We start from the raw sequence: 15,275 nt of genomic DNA on the forward strand, positions 1-15,275 counted from the left end.
TTTACGAACTCCCCATGAGCCGCATCCCGCGTCAGGGCGTGGGCCAGCTCGTCACCGTCCGGGAGGCCGGGCACCCGGTGTTCGGTGGCGCCGGGGCGCTCGCCCGCGTCCAGGCGGTGAAGGTCAACCTGACCGACCAGACGCATTCCATTACCGTGAGGGTGTGACTATGCACGAAGCCTTGGTGTCGTGGCGCAACGCCGCCGCGACCGCGACCTATGACGGTTCAGGATGGGACCCGGCGGCGCCGGTTTCGCTGGTCACCGAGCCGGACGGTGCCCGCGCCCGCTACACCGCCGCGTGGACCGAAGCGGCTCCGGTGCGGCTTCGCGGGGCCTTCGCTGAATCGGAGCTGGTGTCCTTCGGGGCGCTGCTCGACACGAACCTGTATCAGAGCCACGACGTGGAGCTGGTGCTGTACCAGAACGCCGACTGGACCGGTCCGCTGTGGACCTCCGGACGGGCGCCCATGCTGCCCTCGCTGATTTCGACCGAGGACTTGGCGTTGGAGGACCCGCGCAAGTTCGATGGCCGCTTGCACGAAGACGACTATTTCGCGTGGCCGGCGCATGTCTACCGCTTCCCGCCGCAGGTTTATTGCCGCTCGTTCGAATGGCGCGTCTGGTCGAGCGGCATCCATGCCGACCTGTCGCCTGCCGCCGGGTTCGAGCTTGATCATTGCTGGATGGGCGATGGTCTGGCGCTGGAGCTGCGCGCCGGGACGAAGGTTGCGGTGTCTCTGGCCGCCTCCAGCAAGCGGGAAGGCGGGTACACGGTGGTGGAGCCGGGCGGCGTCTCGCTGCGCGCCGCGACGATCCCGTTGGACGCCCTGGACGGCGACGTGGCGGATCAGCTCGTCACCATGACCAAGCGCATCGACGGCATCCGGCCCGGCGCCTTCGTCTTCGACATGGACGACCCGGCGGCATCCTTTCTTTACGGCTTTCTCTTCCGCCTGAAGGCGGAGGTGGGCCGCGAGTGGGCCAACGGCCCCGATCTTTCCGACACCTCCCTTACCATCGAGGAATGGTCATGAGCGAACTTGATGACGCTCTGGCGCGGCTCGACGCCACCAATGCCAACCCGTACAGCACGGGCAACCCTTACGGCCTCACGGGACGCGGCGCCATGCCGGCGAATTGGGTGCCCGGCCTGCGCGCCGTGGCAACCATCTACCGGGCCATCGTGGCCCTCAACAACAGCCTGAACTTCCTGGCTGCGCAGGCGGCGGTGGCGACGATCCTTCAGCGTTGCCAAGATTTGGTGGCGCAAGTCACGAAAGGCAGCACGGAAGCGCTCGCCTTCCCGGCGGTGGACAAGCTGCTGCTGTCGACGCCGAACGTCGTGCAGACCTTCGTCTACGACACTCGCCTGGATGATCTGACAGCTGACGGCCGGCGGTGGAACGAGCCGGGGCGCTGCTCGCACCTGTCCTACTGGCACGAGGCCCAGGGCGTGTACCGTGGGGTAAAGCGCGACTTCCCGGCGGTGGCGCTGATCGTCGCGCTGCGGGAGCAATGGTACATCTATGACGCCTTGGACCAGGACCCGGTAACCGGGACGCCGCGCCTGTGGGCGGCTTCCAACCCGACCGGCAACGGCCTGATTTATTGCGGTCCCACTGGGCCGATCACCAGCGTCCATGCTCGCAACGGTTATCTCTACTTCGGCGTCGGCACGGGCCTGCACGTCGTGTCGCTCACGGGCGACTGGTGCGAACGGTACGACAACGGCGGACGGCGGCGACGCCTCGGCACCTTCGCGCAGCGAAACACCCTGCTGGCCGAGGGCGGTGTCACTGCCTCTGCCGCCTTGCCGGCAAATGGCGTCAATAGCGTGCATGCTCATGTCTACCCTGGCGCGCCACTCGACGCAGCCGGTATGCCGGTGCCGACGATAGCCGTCGGGCTGGACACGACGGCGGCGGTAATTCACCCCAATGGGCAAGTCGTGACCATCACCGGCTTTAACAACCCGGTGACACATATCACGTTGCTTCCAGAGGCTCGCGTATTGTGCACCGGCGTTTATTATTCGACGGTCGAAGCCCTGAAGCTGCCCTATGCGAGCGCTGATCGGTCGGCGCTGCTGGCCGAGCAATACTATTACCCGTCCTACGGCGCTGCCCCTGACCGCCTCCTTTTGCCCGCGAGCGAGGGCATCACCCGGCTTGTGGCGCATAACGGCGGCATTGCATGCAACTTTGGGGGCCGTGGGTTGCTCCAGGTCCACCGGGACCCTGCCGCACCGCATAACGGTATGCTCGCCCACACGTCCGGCGGTTTTTGCACGGGCTGGATGCCGGGAGACACCCGGCTTGCCACGCTCTGTGACGCGACGGTCGGCGCGATCACGGGCAGCGAGTTGTTCCCTGACGGCAGCTTCAGCGGTGGATCAGCCGCCGGATGGAACGGCAACGGCGCCGCTGCATCCGTGGTCAGCGGCGCGCTGCGCATCGCGACCACCGCAGCCTTCGGCAGATGCACCTTCCCACTGGCAACGGTATCTGGGCAGTCGTGCTTGGTGCGGCTCGATGTGCTGGGCACGTCGTCGGCGCCGGCATATGTGCAGGTTGGGACCGCACCATTCGGGGTCGATCTCAAGGCCGCGCAAGTCTTTGCTGCGGGGAGCGCTGGGAACTTGGTGGAGTTTACGGCTACGGGCGCAACCAGCTACCTGACCATCGGCGCAAGTTACGGCGGTGCCGTAGCCAATGTGGACGTGGACAACCTGTCGTGCAGACCCTCCAGCGCGGACCGCAGCTACAAGGGGAAGGGGGTGGCCATCTATGGCACGCTCCAGCGTAACCCGGTGGCGGCCGGCTCCGACGTGGTGGCGTGGTCGGGGTTCAGCGTGAACAACTACGTGGAACAGCGCTACAACGCAGACCTGGATTTCGGGACGGGGGATTTCGCGGTCGTCGGGTGGTTCCGGTGCGACGACGGCACGGCTGGCCTGACGCGAACGGTTCTTGAGCGCTCCAACGTGGAGTTGGGCGCCGGGTTCCTCATCCAGAACAGTTCAACGGATACGTTCCAGGTTCGTATCAGCGACGGTACCAACACTGCCAACCTGACGACCACGGCCGCGTTTCGCGGTGCGGGCTTGTTCCAGGGGCTTCTTGTCCGTCGCGGGGCGACGCTTGAGGCATGGGTGAACGGCGCACTGGCGGGGACGGTTACGGCGTCCGCTGTCGGAAGCGTATCCAACGCCGCCGCAATCACGCGCGTCGGGAGCCGTGTCGCGGGCAGCAACCCCGCCGCCGCCTGCGACATTGCCCTGTTGCGCGCTTGTGCCTACGCCCCCACCCCCGCGCAAATCCGCAAGATGTACGAGGACGAGCGCCCGCTGTTTGCGGAGGGCGCCAAGTGTCTGCTGGGCGGCATCAGCAATGCCGTCACTGCCCTCAGCAGAGATCCTCTCACGGGCCGGCTGGCGGCCGGCAGCGGCGACGGCGTGTCGATCTTCCAGGGACTGCGCCGTGTGTCCTACCTGGACGAGGCGGCGCTTGCCGCGACAACCAGCGACACGGTGCGGTCCGTCGCCCTGCGCGGCGGTTCGCTGCTGATCGGTACGGCGGCGGAGGTCGGTTTCGTCGCGGACGCCATCGGCGGCAAGGAGGCGATTGCCGTGGGTGGCCCGCGACCGGTGGGCGCCGGCTTCGTCGTCCGCGGTGTCACCACCGATGGGGCGGCTCTCGATCTGGCTCCGCGCGTCCCGGTCGGCGAGCGGGAAACCGTCATGGTCGAGGCCCGCGTCATCGGGCGTGTCGTCGGTGCCGCCGACACCGAGCGGCTGACCTACGTCCGGCGGGCGACCTACTACCGCGATGCTGGCGGCGCGATCACGCTCCAGGGCAGCGTCCAGACCGGCGGCACCGACACCGAGGTCACCGGCTCCGCCGACGCCACTTTGGCAACTGTCGGCGATTGGGTGTCCGCCCGCGTGACTGGGGTGTCCGGCAAGCGCATCCGCTGGGAGGTCACTTTCACCGTCACCCGCATCAGCGAGGAGAACAGCTATGCAGCCTGACCAGATGCCCGACAGCTACAAGGGCGGGCGCCTGCTGTACCGGTGGAAGTGGGTTCAGCTTCAGTCGGCGCTGCTGGACGCGCTGACCGGTGACGAGCTGGTGCCCGCCGTCTTCGGCCCGCGCTGCCCGGACGCGCCGCTGGATGTCTTCGATTCGACTGCGGAGGACATCGAGGCGGTGCTGGCCGGGAATGCCGAGGTCCGGGCGCTCGCCGTCGCTGCCCTGCCGCCCGCCCGCCCGATCATTGTTCGGGAGTTCGACGCTGACGGCAAACTGACTGCCGAACGCGAAGTCGCTCCGGAGCCGCCAGCCGTCCCGGTGGTGCCGCTGGCCGACTTCAAGGCCGCTGCGGTGGACCTGATCAACCGGCGCGTCGGCGAGCTGCGGGCGGGGCACATCACCGTAACGGTCGGGCAGTCGGCGACCTATCTGGAAAAGCAGGACGAGGCGGCGCGGCATGCGGCTGGAGCGGCTGGCCCGTTCCCTTATCTGTCCGCCGAAGCCCACGCCACCGGCTCCATCCTGGACGACGTGGCTACGCTGGTTCGCGCAACTGCCACGGCCTGGACGGCGACGAACGCCGACCTGGAAGGCCGGCGGCGGGGCGCGCTGGTGGCCGTCGAAGCGGCGCAGACCCCTGTCGAAGTTACCAAAGCCTTCGCGCTCCTGCGGGCCTGACCGCACGCGACAAGACTTCTAACCCGTTCACCACCCCGGCGCCCGCAAGGCGCCTTTTTCATGCCCTGAAGGAGGGCACCCCATGGCCGTGGAAGAATCGAGCAAGACGCTGGGCCGGCTGGAGGCCAGCGTCGAGGAACTGACCCGGCAGTGCCGGGCGCTGTTCGCCAAGAGCGACGAGTCGACGGCGCAACTGCACACCGTCGCGGCGACCGTAGAGCAACTGGCGGAAGCCACCCGCGATCTGCGGATGGAGGTGGCGGAGCTGCGCCGCGCCCGTGACCGTGGCGTCGGCTTCATGACCGCGCTGACCCTGGCTGGTGGCGGCGTCGGGGCGGTCGCGGCCAAGCTGCTCGCCATGGTCGGCGGACCCACGCCCGGTCACTGACATGGTGCGCGATCTGCTTCCCGCCGCTGAAGCCCGCCGTGATCGTGTCATGACCGACTGCGGCGGCAACAAGGATGCGGCGATTCTGCTGCTGGCCCTGCTGCTCGAAGCGGCCCTGGTCAACACCAGCTCCGGCATGCTGCGGCAGCCGCCGGACCGCAACCGCTAACCACCATCCCACGAAGGAGTGCTGTCATGATGACCACGCCAACCGGCGCGGTGATCCCGCGCGCCCCCACGCTGCCGCGTGGGGTCCGCAACAACAACCCCGGCAATCTGCGCCACGGCGACGATTGGCTGGGCCTGTCCGCCGTCCAGACCGACAAGGCGTTCTGCCAGTTCGACAGCCCGCTTTACGGGCTGCGTGCGCTGATGCGGGTGCTGCTGAACTACCGGCGCAAGACGGACCCGCAGGGCCGGCGCATCGTCACCATCCGGCAGGCGATCAGCCGCTGGGCGCCGCCGTCCGAGAACGACACCGTCGCCTATGTGAACACGGTGGCCCGCCGCCTGGGCGTCGATCCCGACGCCCCTTTGGATTGGGGCTATGCCGAGACGCTGACCGGCATGGCCCGCGCCATCGTCACCCATGAGAATGGCCGGGCGCCGCAGGACTTCCCGGCGGACTGGTACAGTCCTGAACAATACCACCGGGCCGCAATGATGGCCCTTGGCCTGATGGAGGTGTGACATGCTCCAGCTTCTTCCCCTGCTGATGCCGATCATCACCGAACTGGTGGGGCGCATCCCCGATCCGCAGGCCCAAGCCAAGGCGGCGGCGGAGATGCAGGCCAAGGTCATCGACGTGCTGTCCGCGTCCGATTCGGCGCAGCTCCAGGTCAACGCCGCGGAGGCTGCGCATCCGTCGCTGTTCGTCGCCGGCTGGCGTCCGGCGGTGGGGTGGCTGTGCGTGCTGGGCTTGGGGGTGCAGACGGTCGTGTACCCTCTGGCCGGCTGGGCGTTGACGGTCTACGCGCCGGGCACCAGCCTGCCGCAGATCGACACGGAAACGCTGCTGGGGCTGCTGGTGCCGATGCTGGGCATCGGCACCCTGCGAACCGTTGAGAAGCTGAGAGGGGCATCGAAGTGAATAAGTGTTGATTGGCGGCAGCTCGTTGTACGGGATTTGCGCGATGTTTGTTCGCTAAATTCTGTCGCCCAAAGCCCCTTTGGCGACAGAATTTAGGGCCTTGAAATGTGAATGTTGAGACTTATCGGGTTGTTTCTACAGATTGTAATTTATCGGCGTTGGATTTTGATTATCCCACGAGAAGAGAGCCGAATACAATTTTTCGTTTATTACATCTCCAGGATGCCGTGCGGTGATATAATTTCCAAGTCGATCCTGCTGTACTTGCCAACTCGTTAGCTTACTAAGAAGGTCAGAAAGATCCTTGCTTCCAAATTCTTGCATATTTTCTGCTCGATAGCGTTCGCAAATAAAATGACTTTCACCACCGTCCTTCCATTTAATTGTTCCATAATTACATCTAAACATTAAGTCTGCTTCTAAAGATATAGTTTTTGAAGTATTAATTATTATGTTTAATTTCCCCTGCAAATAAGAAAAGTGCTTTGCCTGGAACTCAACAAAATACATATCATCTGGGGGAAACAACCAGGGGCTTTCATCAAATATCTCAATATGTACTTTACCGGCTCCGCTTTCTGACAAATTTTTATTAACAGAATTCTGCCATTCAAAAAGTTTATAGTAAACAACTTCGACATATCTTTTTATTTTCTGTGCGAGATCCCGCTTTGCTGCTTGGTTTTTTAAAACGATATCTCTAATGTATTTCTCAGTATCGACATAATTGTTAATCATTTTGCAAGTTAAGTTCGCCCTTTCTCGATCCTGCTCAAACATGCTTCCCTCCTATTTTAGACGGCTTGATAAAGAAAAATCTCGCCACTGCCTGTATCAACATGCGCAGATGGTGCTTTTATGACTTTTCATTCCTGCTTGATCGAGGCCAATTTTGCAAGACGAGTGAGCCATAAGCAACAAAGATACTCTAAGAGCGCCTAACAAAACGGGGATTGGGCTGTTGGGAGGGGCATGGCTGCACCTCTCGTCTCCGATGCCCTGTGGGCACTGATTGAGCCTTTTCTCCCGCCGGAGCCGCCCAAGCCGAAAGGCGGGCGGCCTCGGCTGGACAACTGCGCGGCGCTGACCGGCATCCTGTTCGTATTGCGCTCCGGCATTCCCTGGGAACTGCTGCCGGTGGAGATGGGATGCGGTTCGGGCATGACCTGTTGGCGTCGGCTGCACGAATGGCATCAAGCCGGCGTCTGGGAGCGGTTGCATCGTTTGCTGCTCGACCGGCTCGGCTATGCCAACGCCATCAACTGGGAGCGGGCTGCGGTGGACAGCGCCGCCATCCCGGAAAAAAGGGGGGCGAGGAAACCGGCCCGAACCCGACGGACCGCGGAAAGCCGGGCTCCAAGCGGCATATCCTCGTCGATGCCAATGGCATCCCGCTCGCCCTGAAGATCTCTCCCGCCAACCGGCACGACGGCAAGCTGTTGGAGCCGTTGGTCGATGCGGTACCGGCAATCCGCCAGTGTGCCGGCCGGCCACGACGTCGTCTGGCCAAGCTGCACGCTGACAAGGGCTACGACTTTGCCCCCTGCCGGCGGGCGTTGCGCCGCCGCGCGATCATTCCACGCATCGCCCGACGCGGCATCGAGAGCAGCGAGCGCCTGGGACGGCACCGATGGGTGGTCGAGCGAACCCTGGCTTGGTTTGCCCGCTTCCGCCGTATCGCCGTCCGTTATGAACGCCGAGCCGACATCTTCACCGCCTTCCACCACATTGCCGCCAGCCTCATCTGCTGGCGCTTCGCCCAAAGATGGTTCTGTTAGGCGCTCTTATGCACGCTTCCCTTATCCAGTAGTTGACGATCATGCTTGCCGTTCTCTCCGATGTATACTATTGAGTCAATCCATGCTGTTCGATAGGGGAAAGCCATGAGCATCGAAGTCGTTATGGGCGAATCGGAGGAGATTGCGGAGACCGCTGCGCAGGTCGCTCCCCATGTTGATCCCGACGAGTTTTTTGCGAAGAATGCGTTTCGAATGGTGTTCCAAACAAACAATTTCTTTTTGCCTCAGATTCGTGATTTGATTGAGAAAGGTGAAGTTTTAAACCTTCGCCCTGAGTATCAACGCAGACTTCGGTGGTCGACGGCCCAAAAATCAAAGCTTATTGAATCGCTTCTTCTAAATATTCCGGTTCCGCCAATTTTTTTGTATGAAAGTGACGCTGCTAGATACGAAGTAATGGATGGTCAGCAAAGACTAAATGCTGTAAAAGAATTTCTTGCTGGTGACTTTTCTCTAACTTCACTTACGGTGCTAAGTCCTCTAAATGGAATTCGTTATTCACGATGCCCGCCGCGTATTAAAAGAGCTCTTGATAGAGCAAGCTTGTCAGCAATTGTTCTTCTTTTAGAAAGCGATGCCGAGTCTGCTCAGAACCGTCTGACTATGACTGATATGCGCCGATTTATTTTTGACAGACTTAACACCGGTGGGACGAAGCTAAACCCGCAGGAAATTCGTAATGCTCTCAATCCGGGCCCGCTTAATAGGATAATTATTGAGATTACGCGTCATGATCTATTCACAAAAGTATTTGATATTCCGCCATATATTGAGGCTGATCCAAATGATTATTATGAAAATCAGCAAAGACAAAAAAATTCTTTGTACTCAAGTATGGCTGATTGCCAGCTCGTGCTGCGTTATTTTGCCCTTAAAGATATTGAAAATATTCGTGGTTCAATGAAGTCTATGCTTGACCGAGCAATGGAAGTCGTTCTTACTGACAAACAGGCTGATGAACTTAAAAAAGAGTACGTAGAGCGTTTCTTCTTTCTTTACACCCTATTTAATGGGAAGCCTTTCATGCTTCCCCCCGACGAAAAAGGACGCGAGCGTATTTCCGCAGCGATTTATGACGCGTCAATGGTCGCTATTAACTTGCTTTGGGACGTACGAGAGGAAATTCAGGCTAATGCCGTTGAAGTCCGTGCTCGTATGGCAGCTACAGCGGCAGATCCTGACCGGCTTGCAGTCCTGACCGGGCAAGGTAACACGGCAAAAGCCGTTAAAGGACGAATTGAGCTCATACGGTCCATTTTTCGTCCGGAGTAACCTCTATGACCACTGTGTTTGAGTTGATTACAGAGGATTATATAGGTGACCTAAACGCAATTCGCGCTTTGCCCTCTACATTCTCCGATCCAAAGCAGCCAGCCAAAATAAGAATTGCTGCTGCTAACTCGGCTACTCTTCTTGTTGCGGCAACTTTCGAAGAATTTATTCGGGAAATGGCTCGCGAGTATGCGCGGTCGGTTGTTATGGGTACAGAATCTTTTGATAAGCTGCCAAAGAATTTGGCTGTCACTGCATGGAAACGTACAATGGACGGCCTTGGTAGAATAAAGTTTGACGGGTCCTCAAAGTCTAGAAGTGATGTGGTTTCTGCTGCGCAAGATCGATTTTTAAATATTTATGAGTTCTGTAAGGGGGATTTATCAAAAGACATATATAATGAGCTTATACACAACGAGAACAACATGCGTCCTGGGCAGATCAATAGTCTTTTCAAGGTCGCTGGCTTAAAAGATATCTGCTCTCTTTGTTCAGATAAACAGCCTTTTCTCGATATATTCGGAGAAGCAGAGCCTGGGAAAGCACATGGGAAATTCCTGACTGGAATGGAAGATTTTTTTGAACGACGAAACGAAATTGCTCATGCGCTCAACCCAGGGCAATCAAACGGCCCTGAACAGATTGCCGCAGATATAAACATGCTGGAAAGCTTCGGCAGAGCTCTGTGTGAAACTCTAAAAATATTGTCGCCACAGCCGAGCTCTCTTCTGACAAAAGTATTGACTAGTCAAAATAATGAAGAGTTTGTTCTGGTGAACGATGCTGCTAAAGTGCTTAATGTTCAATAAACTTATATTTCTTATATGTTCGCTCGCTTGTATACGGAATAAGATGAGGTTTCTTCTTCACTGCATTGAATCCGTTCGTTTTGGCGAACATCGCAATAATGGTGCTTTTTCCGATATCGAATAAACCCAAAGCCCCATCCTGCAGTAATTTTATTTTGGGATGCACTAGAGGGCATGTTCGAACGTGGGGTGAACGGGTCAGCATCCAAATCCAATGGTAGGACTGTATTGGCTATAGCCCTCCGCTGCTACCATCATAAAGGCCAGTCAATCCAATGGGTTGGCTGGCTTTTTTCATGTCCGGCCCATGACCCATGAGCGCCGTTAGACTCCCAGTTAGACCCGTCAGGCACCGCGGCTGTTCGGCGCGGGTTGGCACCGACGGCAGGGACCTTGGAACAGCGTGGTTGTAAGGACGTGCGCGAACATGTCGCGCACGTCGGCAGGTGGTGTTCGGGTAGGGTCGGCAAGCGTGCAGACGCCGCCACCACCTTCCGGAAATCGAGACCCTTCATCCCGTCATGGGCGCCAAGACGAACCTGCAAGCTGCGTTGGCCAAGCATATGGCCGGGGATCTGCGTGGCGCCGAGGCGCTGTACCGGAACATGATCCGCCATTATCCCCGCGCCCCCGAGACGCGGCATGCGCATGGCAACCTCGGCGCCATCCATTTGGTCGAAGGGCGGTTGGAGCAAGCGGAACAGAGCCTGCGCGCGGCCTTGCGGCTTGCGCCCAACGACCCCGGCGTGCTCGGCAACCTCGGGCTTGCGCTTCGTGGGCGTGGCCGTCTCGACGAGGCGGTCTCGTGCCATCGCAAGGCGCTCAATGGCGCGCCGACTTCCGCCAACGCGCTCAACAATCTGGGCGTGTCGTTGACGGAGCGCGGCGACGCGGAGGAGGCCATCGCCTGCTTCGAGCGGCTTCTCGGCCTGACGCCGGGCGCCCCCGACGCTCTGTTCAACCTCGGCGTCGTGTTCGAGCGGGCGAACCGGCTCGAGGAGGCCGCCCGCCGCTACCGCGAGGTTCTGGACAAGGTGCCGGGACACATGGGCGCGCTGAACAACCTGGGCAACACGCTGGGTGAACTCGGCGCTGTGGACGAGGCGCTGGATTGTTACGGCCGCGCGCTGTCTCTCGATCCTGAGAACGCCGACGCCCATTGGAACCGCGCGCTGACGCGGCTGCTGCTCGGCGATTTCGCGAATGGATGGCGGGAGTTCGAATGGCGCTGGAAAGCGCCGGTCATGCAAGGCCAGCGTCGCCGGTTCGACCGGCCGGCGTGGGACGGTGGGCCGCTGGTCGGCCGGACCATCCTTCTCCACGCCGAACAGGGCTTGGGCGACACGCTCCAGTTCCTGCGCTTCGTTCCCCTGGTGCGGGACGCGGGGCCGACGCGCGTCCTGCTGGAAGTCCAGCCGCCCCTTCTGTCCCTCTTGCGCGCGTCTCCAGCCGTCGACGGAGTGGAGGTGATCCCGCGCGCCGCCGACTTCCCGGGCGGGAGCACCCTGCCGCCCTTCGACCTGCACGCGCCGTTGATGAGCCTGCCGTTGCTGCTGAACCGCGGCCTTCCCGCCGCGCCGGCCGTCCCCATGCTGCGGGCATCGGAAGCCGCGACGACCTTCTGGACGGACCGCTTGGCCGCCGCGGCGCCGAACGCCCGGATTCGTTGCGGTCTCGTGTGGGCCGGACGACGCGAGCACGCCAACGACCGCCGTCGCTCCCTTCCTCTTGCCGCCCTCGCGCCGCTTCGGGAGGTGCCCGATGTTCAATTGGTATCCTTGCAGGTCGGCCCGGCGGCGGCCGATCTGAAGTCCTGGCCCGTCGCTCCCTTCGACGCTTCGCCCCTCTTGACCGACTTCGCGGCGACGGCGGCGGCTCTGGCGTCGATCGACCTCGTGATCACCGTGGACACCGCCGTGGCGCATCTGGCCGGCAGCCTGGGCAGGCCGACCTGGGTGCTGCTGCCCTTCGTCCCGGACTGGCGCTGGATGCTCGGACGCGCGGACAGCCCCTGGTACCCGACGGTCCGCCTGTTCCGGCAAAGCCGTGCGGGCGACTGGTCCGGCCCGGTGTCCGAAGTCGTCCAGGAGCTGCAACGACTCGCCGATGGGCACGGAGCGCCCTGAAGGGCGGTTTTGCGAGCCCTTCCAGCGTGCGTAAGAGAGTTTCTTCCACTCTGACCGGCACCCTTCAATCCTCCGTCAGCGCGTGCGCCATCGCGTCCTGCAACGGGGCCAGCACATAGTCGATGGCGCGGCGTTGGCCGGTCGCGATCAGCACGTCCGCGGGCATGCCCGGATGCAGGGCCGCGGGGCCGATGCGTTCCAGAGCGCCGGGCAGGGGACGGACGCGGGCCACGAAGTAGGGGGCGTGGGTCGTCGGGTCGGTCAGGCGGTCGGCGGAGACGTCCACCACGGTGGCGTCGATCGACGGGGTGCGGCGCGGCTTGAAGGCGCTGAGGCGGACCTGCGCGGTCTGGCCGGCCTTCACCACGTCGATGTCCAGAGGGTCGATCCGCGCCTCGATGGTCGGCGAGCCGCTGTCCGGAACGATGTCCATCAGCGGCTCGCCGGGCTTCACCACCCCGCCGACGGTGAAGACGGTGAGGCCGACCACGCGGCCGGGAACGGGGGCGCGGATCTCCGTGCGCTCCACCGCGTCGCGGGCGGCCTTCAGGCGGGCGGCGGTCTGGTCCAGGGCGTTCTGCGCCTCTTCCATCTCCCCGGCGATCTCGGAGCGGCGGGCCGTCTCCTTGGCGTGGAGCTGGGTGTCGGCGACCGTCACCGCCTGCTCGGCCAGCAGGGCGCGGGCGTGGGATTGATCGCGGGTGCCGGCCAGGTCGGCCATGGCGCGCTTCAGCGACAGGACCCGCAGCTTGCGCTCCAGACCCTTGTTGAAGAGGTCGAGCACGCCGGCCAGCTCCTCCTCGATGTAGACGATCTGCTCGGCCGCCGCGCGCTCCTGGGCGCGGTGGGCGGTCACCTCGCGCTCGGCCTGGAGGCGCTGCTCGCGCAGCACGGCCATGTCGCCGTCATGGCGGGTCCAGCGGGCGGCGAACAACTGTTGCTGCACGGCCAGGGCGCGCCGGGCGGCAGCGCTCCCATCCACCAGCTCCGCCGGGACGGAAAAGGCGCGCTGCCCGGCGTATTCGGCGCGCAGGCGGGCCATGCGGACCAGGGCGGCGGCCTGTTCGTTCGTCAGCTCCTCCAGGGTGGCGCGGCTCTGCGTCCCTTCGAGGCGGAGCAGGGTCTGGCCGGCGGCCACCGTGTCGCCGTCGCGCACCGCCAACTCGGCGACGATGCCGCCTTCCAGATGCTGGATGGTCTTGCGGTTGCCGTCCACCACAACCGTGCCCGGCGCGTGGGCGGCGCTGTCCAGCGGGGCGAGGAACCCCCAGCCGAGCCCGGCGCCCAGCGCCAGGGCGATCACCGCGCAGCCCGCCCGCACGGCTCCGCCGATGGAGGGCTCGGCGCGGCGCGGTCCCGCCGGAATGGCGCTTCGGCCCAGCAGCGTTTCGGTCGTCGTCATCTCGATGTCTCCAATCAAGGGGTGGCGGCAGCGGCGACCGGCTGCGGGGTGGCGGTTCCCAGCCGCCGGACCATCTCGGCCCGCGTCGCGGTCTGGTCGATCATGCCGTCGCGCAGCACGACGATGCGGTCCACCGCGTCGAGGACGCAGCGGCGGTGGGCGATCACCACCACCGCAGCGCCGCCGGCCTTGGCCTCGGCGATGGCGCGCAGCAGCGCCGCCTCGCCGGCCTGGTCCAGGTTCGCGTTGGGCTCGTCGAGAACGAGCAGGCGGGGGTCGCCGTAGAGGGCGCGGGCGAGCGCGATGCGCTGCCTCTGCCCGCCGGAGAGCAGGGCGCCGCCCTCGCCGATCGCCGTTTGGTAGCCGTCGGAGAGGCGACCGATCATCTCATGCACGCCGGCCCGCCGGGCCGCCGCGGTGACCAGCGCCGGGTCGGGCTCGCCCAGCCGGGCGATGGCGTCCTCCACGGTGTCGCCGAGCAGGCCGACGCCCTGCGGCAGATAGCCGACATGGCGCCCGCAGTCGTCGCGGTGCCAGCGCCACACGTTGTGGCCGTCGAGAAAGACGCCGCCCTGTGTCGGCTCCAGCACGCCGACCAGCAGCCGGGCCAGCGTCGACTTGCCCGCCGCCGAGGGGCCGACGATGCCCACCGCCTCGCCCGGCTCCACAGAGAAGGAGAGGCCGCGCAGAGTCGGGCGGTCGGCCCCCGGCGGGACGTAGGTCACGCGGTCCAGCAGCAGGGAGCCGCCGGGGCGGGGCAGGGGGGCAGCCGGCGCGGGCATTGCGTCCGCCGTGAACAGGCCGCGCAGGCGGCGCAGGCTCTCGCGGGCCGAGGACCAGTTGCGCCAGGAGTCGATCAACTGTTCGAAGGGCGCCAGCGCCCGGCCCATCAGGATGGAGGCGGCCAGCATGCTGCCCGGCGACACCTGCCGGTCCAGCACCAGCATCGTGCCGGCGGCGAGGATCGCCACCTGGGCGGTCATCCGGCAGACCTTGGCGAGCGAGGCGACGGCCTGCGCCCGTCCGGCGGTCTGGTTGACCAGCCGCAGATGGTCATCCTGGACCGTCTGCCAGCGGCGGCGCAGGGTGCCCATCATGCCCATGGCCGCGACGGCTTCCACGCCGTGGGACGCCGCCTCGACCTCGGCGCCGTGGCGGCACAGGGCGCGGTTGGCCTCCGCGGCACCCGGCATGGTCAGCAGGCGGCCGAGCAGGCTCACCCCGACCAGACACAGGATGCTCCCCCCGCAGACGAGGCCGTAGAGCGGATGGATCAGCGTCAGGAAGAGCAGGAAAACGAGGCTGAGCGCGGCGTCGAGCGGCGCGGTGAGGCTCGGCCCGGACAGGAACTGGCGCAGCTCGTTGAGGTCGCGCAGCACCTGGGCCGGGCGGCTGGCGCCGCCGCGCAGCAGGCCGCCCATCGACGCCTCCAGCGCGTCCATGGTCAGGCTGCGGGCCGCCAGATGGCCCATGGCCTGGGTCAGTCGCCCGCGGATCGCCTCGACCAGCCCGAACACGGCGAAGCAGCCCAGCGCCAGCAGCGACAGGGCCACCAGGGTCTCCACGCTGCGGCTGCCCAGCACGCGGTCGTAGACCTGCATCGTGTAGAGCGGCATCGCCAGTTGGATGAGGGCGAGAAAGACGCTGAACCCGCCCGCGGCGGCGAGGCCGGTGGCGA

14 protein-coding genes are annotated in these 15,275 nt (G+C 63.6%); 11 read left to right on the forward strand and 3 right to left on the reverse strand.

Annotated elements, in window-relative coordinates:
• The first annotated feature begins 169 nt into the window (after nucleotides 1-169).
• The 7 genes from GBZ26_RS17240 (at nucleotide 170) to GBZ26_RS17270 (ending at nucleotide 6,189) form a co-directional block, all read left to right on the forward strand.
• The gene (locus GBZ26_RS17240) at nucleotides 170-1,036 is read left to right on the forward strand and encodes a hypothetical protein (protein WP_174439885.1); all 867 of its coding nucleotides are present in this window, start codon (nucleotides 170-172) and stop codon (nucleotides 1,034-1,036) included.
• Entirely contained in the window at nucleotides 1,033-4,032 is a 3,000-nt protein-coding gene (locus tag GBZ26_RS17245) for a hypothetical protein (protein ID WP_174439886.1), read from the forward strand. The genes GBZ26_RS17240 and GBZ26_RS17245 overlap by 4 nt, the downstream gene beginning before the upstream one ends.
• The gene (locus GBZ26_RS17250; protein WP_174439887.1) at nucleotides 4,022-4,711 is read left to right on the forward strand and encodes a hypothetical protein; all 690 of its coding nucleotides are present in this window, start codon (nucleotides 4,022-4,024) and stop codon (nucleotides 4,709-4,711) included. Before GBZ26_RS17245 ends, GBZ26_RS17250 begins: the two co-directional genes overlap by 11 nt.
• Before the next feature lie 82 nt (nucleotides 4,712-4,793).
• Complete coding sequence (locus GBZ26_RS17255; RefSeq protein ID WP_109068494.1) at nucleotides 4,794-5,099, forward strand: coiled-coil domain-containing protein; 306 nt, start codon at nucleotides 4,794-4,796, stop codon at nucleotides 5,097-5,099.
• Nucleotide 5,100: 1 nt separating this feature from the next.
• Nucleotides 5,101-5,268, forward strand: coding sequence for a hypothetical protein (locus tag GBZ26_RS17260; protein WP_174439888.1), 168 nt, complete (start codon nucleotides 5,101-5,103; stop codon nucleotides 5,266-5,268).
• A gap of 26 nt (nucleotides 5,269-5,294) precedes the next feature.
• Nucleotides 5,295-5,789 (forward strand): structural protein, encoded by a 495-nt coding sequence (locus tag GBZ26_RS17265; RefSeq protein ID WP_174439889.1) that lies wholly within the window; start codon nucleotides 5,295-5,297, stop codon nucleotides 5,787-5,789.
• Between the two features lies 1 nt (nucleotide 5,790).
• Nucleotides 5,791-6,189, forward strand: coding sequence for a 3TM-type holin (locus tag GBZ26_RS17270; protein WP_174439890.1), 399 nt, complete (start codon nucleotides 5,791-5,793; stop codon nucleotides 6,187-6,189).
• 135 nt (nucleotides 6,190-6,324) lie between these two features.
• Here GBZ26_RS17270 and GBZ26_RS17275 read toward each other — a convergent pair whose 3' ends face one another.
• Nucleotides 6,325-6,969, reverse strand: a complete 645-nt coding sequence (locus GBZ26_RS17275) for a hypothetical protein (protein WP_174439891.1) — start codon at nucleotides 6,967-6,969, stop codon at nucleotides 6,325-6,327.
• A 192-nt stretch (nucleotides 6,970-7,161) separates the two neighbouring features.
• Here GBZ26_RS17275 and GBZ26_RS17280 point away from each other — a divergent pair.
• The 4 genes from GBZ26_RS17280 to GBZ26_RS17295 all read left to right on the forward strand — a co-directional run bounded on the left by GBZ26_RS17280 (nucleotide 7,162) and on the right by GBZ26_RS17295 (nucleotide 12,195).
• A protein-coding gene (locus GBZ26_RS17280; protein WP_174439892.1) for an IS5 family transposase occupies nucleotides 7,162-7,967 on the forward strand; the annotation gives its coding sequence in 2 pieces (ribosomal slippage) (nucleotides 7,162-7,489 and nucleotides 7,489-7,967; 807 coding nt in all).
• 105 nt (nucleotides 7,968-8,072) lie between these two features.
• A complete protein-coding gene (locus GBZ26_RS17285) occupies nucleotides 8,073-9,260 on the forward strand; it encodes a DUF262 domain-containing protein (RefSeq protein WP_174439893.1) in 1,188 nt (395 codons plus the stop codon).
• A gap of 5 nt (nucleotides 9,261-9,265) precedes the next feature.
• The gene (locus GBZ26_RS17290; RefSeq protein ID WP_174439894.1) at nucleotides 9,266-10,069 is read left to right on the forward strand and encodes a HEPN domain-containing protein; all 804 of its coding nucleotides are present in this window, start codon (nucleotides 9,266-9,268) and stop codon (nucleotides 10,067-10,069) included.
• Nucleotides 10,070-10,590: 521 nt separating this feature from the next.
• On the forward strand, nucleotides 10,591-12,195 hold the full coding sequence (locus GBZ26_RS17295; RefSeq protein WP_174439895.1) for a tetratricopeptide repeat protein: 1,605 nt from the start codon (nucleotides 10,591-10,593) through the stop codon (nucleotides 12,193-12,195).
• 64 nt (nucleotides 12,196-12,259) lie between these two features.
• On the opposite strand, the gene GBZ26_RS17300 is transcribed toward GBZ26_RS17295, so the two are convergent.
• Both GBZ26_RS17300 and GBZ26_RS17305 read right to left on the reverse strand, forming a co-directional pair.
• Entirely contained in the window at nucleotides 12,260-13,597 is a 1,338-nt protein-coding gene (locus GBZ26_RS17300) for an HlyD family type I secretion periplasmic adaptor subunit (protein WP_174439896.1), read from the reverse strand.
• Nucleotides 13,598-13,611: 14 nt separating this feature from the next.
• Nucleotides 13,612-15,275: type I secretion system permease/ATPase (locus tag GBZ26_RS17305; RefSeq protein WP_174439897.1), on the reverse strand; the 1,664-nt coding region annotated here is incomplete at its 5' end.

Source organism: Azospirillum formosense, assembly GCF_013340925.1.
Lineage (GTDB): Bacteria > Pseudomonadota > Alphaproteobacteria > Azospirillales > Azospirillaceae > Azospirillum > Azospirillum formosense.

Coding starts and splice junctions, on each gene's coding strand:
- GBZ26_RS17240 (WP_174439885.1), top strand. CDS start 170: ATGCACGAAGCCTTGGTGTCGTGGCGCAACGCCGCCGCGACCGCGACC.
- GBZ26_RS17245 (WP_174439886.1), top strand. CDS start 1,033: ATGAGCGAACTTGATGACGCTCTGGCGCGGCTCGACGCCACCAATGCC.
- GBZ26_RS17250 (WP_174439887.1), top strand. CDS start 4,022: ATGCAGCCTGACCAGATGCCCGACAGCTACAAGGGCGGGCGCCTGCTG.
- GBZ26_RS17255 (WP_109068494.1), top strand. CDS start 4,794: ATGGCCGTGGAAGAATCGAGCAAGACGCTGGGCCGGCTGGAGGCCAGC.
- GBZ26_RS17260 (WP_174439888.1), top strand. CDS start 5,101: ATGGTGCGCGATCTGCTTCCCGCCGCTGAAGCCCGCCGTGATCGTGTC.
- GBZ26_RS17265 (WP_174439889.1), top strand. CDS start 5,295: ATGATGACCACGCCAACCGGCGCGGTGATCCCGCGCGCCCCCACGCTG.
- GBZ26_RS17270 (WP_174439890.1), top strand. CDS start 5,791: ATGCTCCAGCTTCTTCCCCTGCTGATGCCGATCATCACCGAACTGGTG.
- GBZ26_RS17275 (WP_174439891.1), bottom strand. CDS start 6,969: ATGTTTGAGCAGGATCGAGAAAGGGCGAACTTAACTTGCAAAATGATT.
- GBZ26_RS17285 (WP_174439893.1), top strand. CDS start 8,073: ATGAGCATCGAAGTCGTTATGGGCGAATCGGAGGAGATTGCGGAGACC.
- GBZ26_RS17290 (WP_174439894.1), top strand. CDS start 9,266: ATGACCACTGTGTTTGAGTTGATTACAGAGGATTATATAGGTGACCTA.
- GBZ26_RS17295 (WP_174439895.1), top strand. CDS start 10,591: ATGGGCGCCAAGACGAACCTGCAAGCTGCGTTGGCCAAGCATATGGCC.
- GBZ26_RS17300 (WP_174439896.1), bottom strand. CDS start 13,597: ATGACGACGACCGAAACGCTGCTGGGCCGAAGCGCCATTCCGGCGGGA.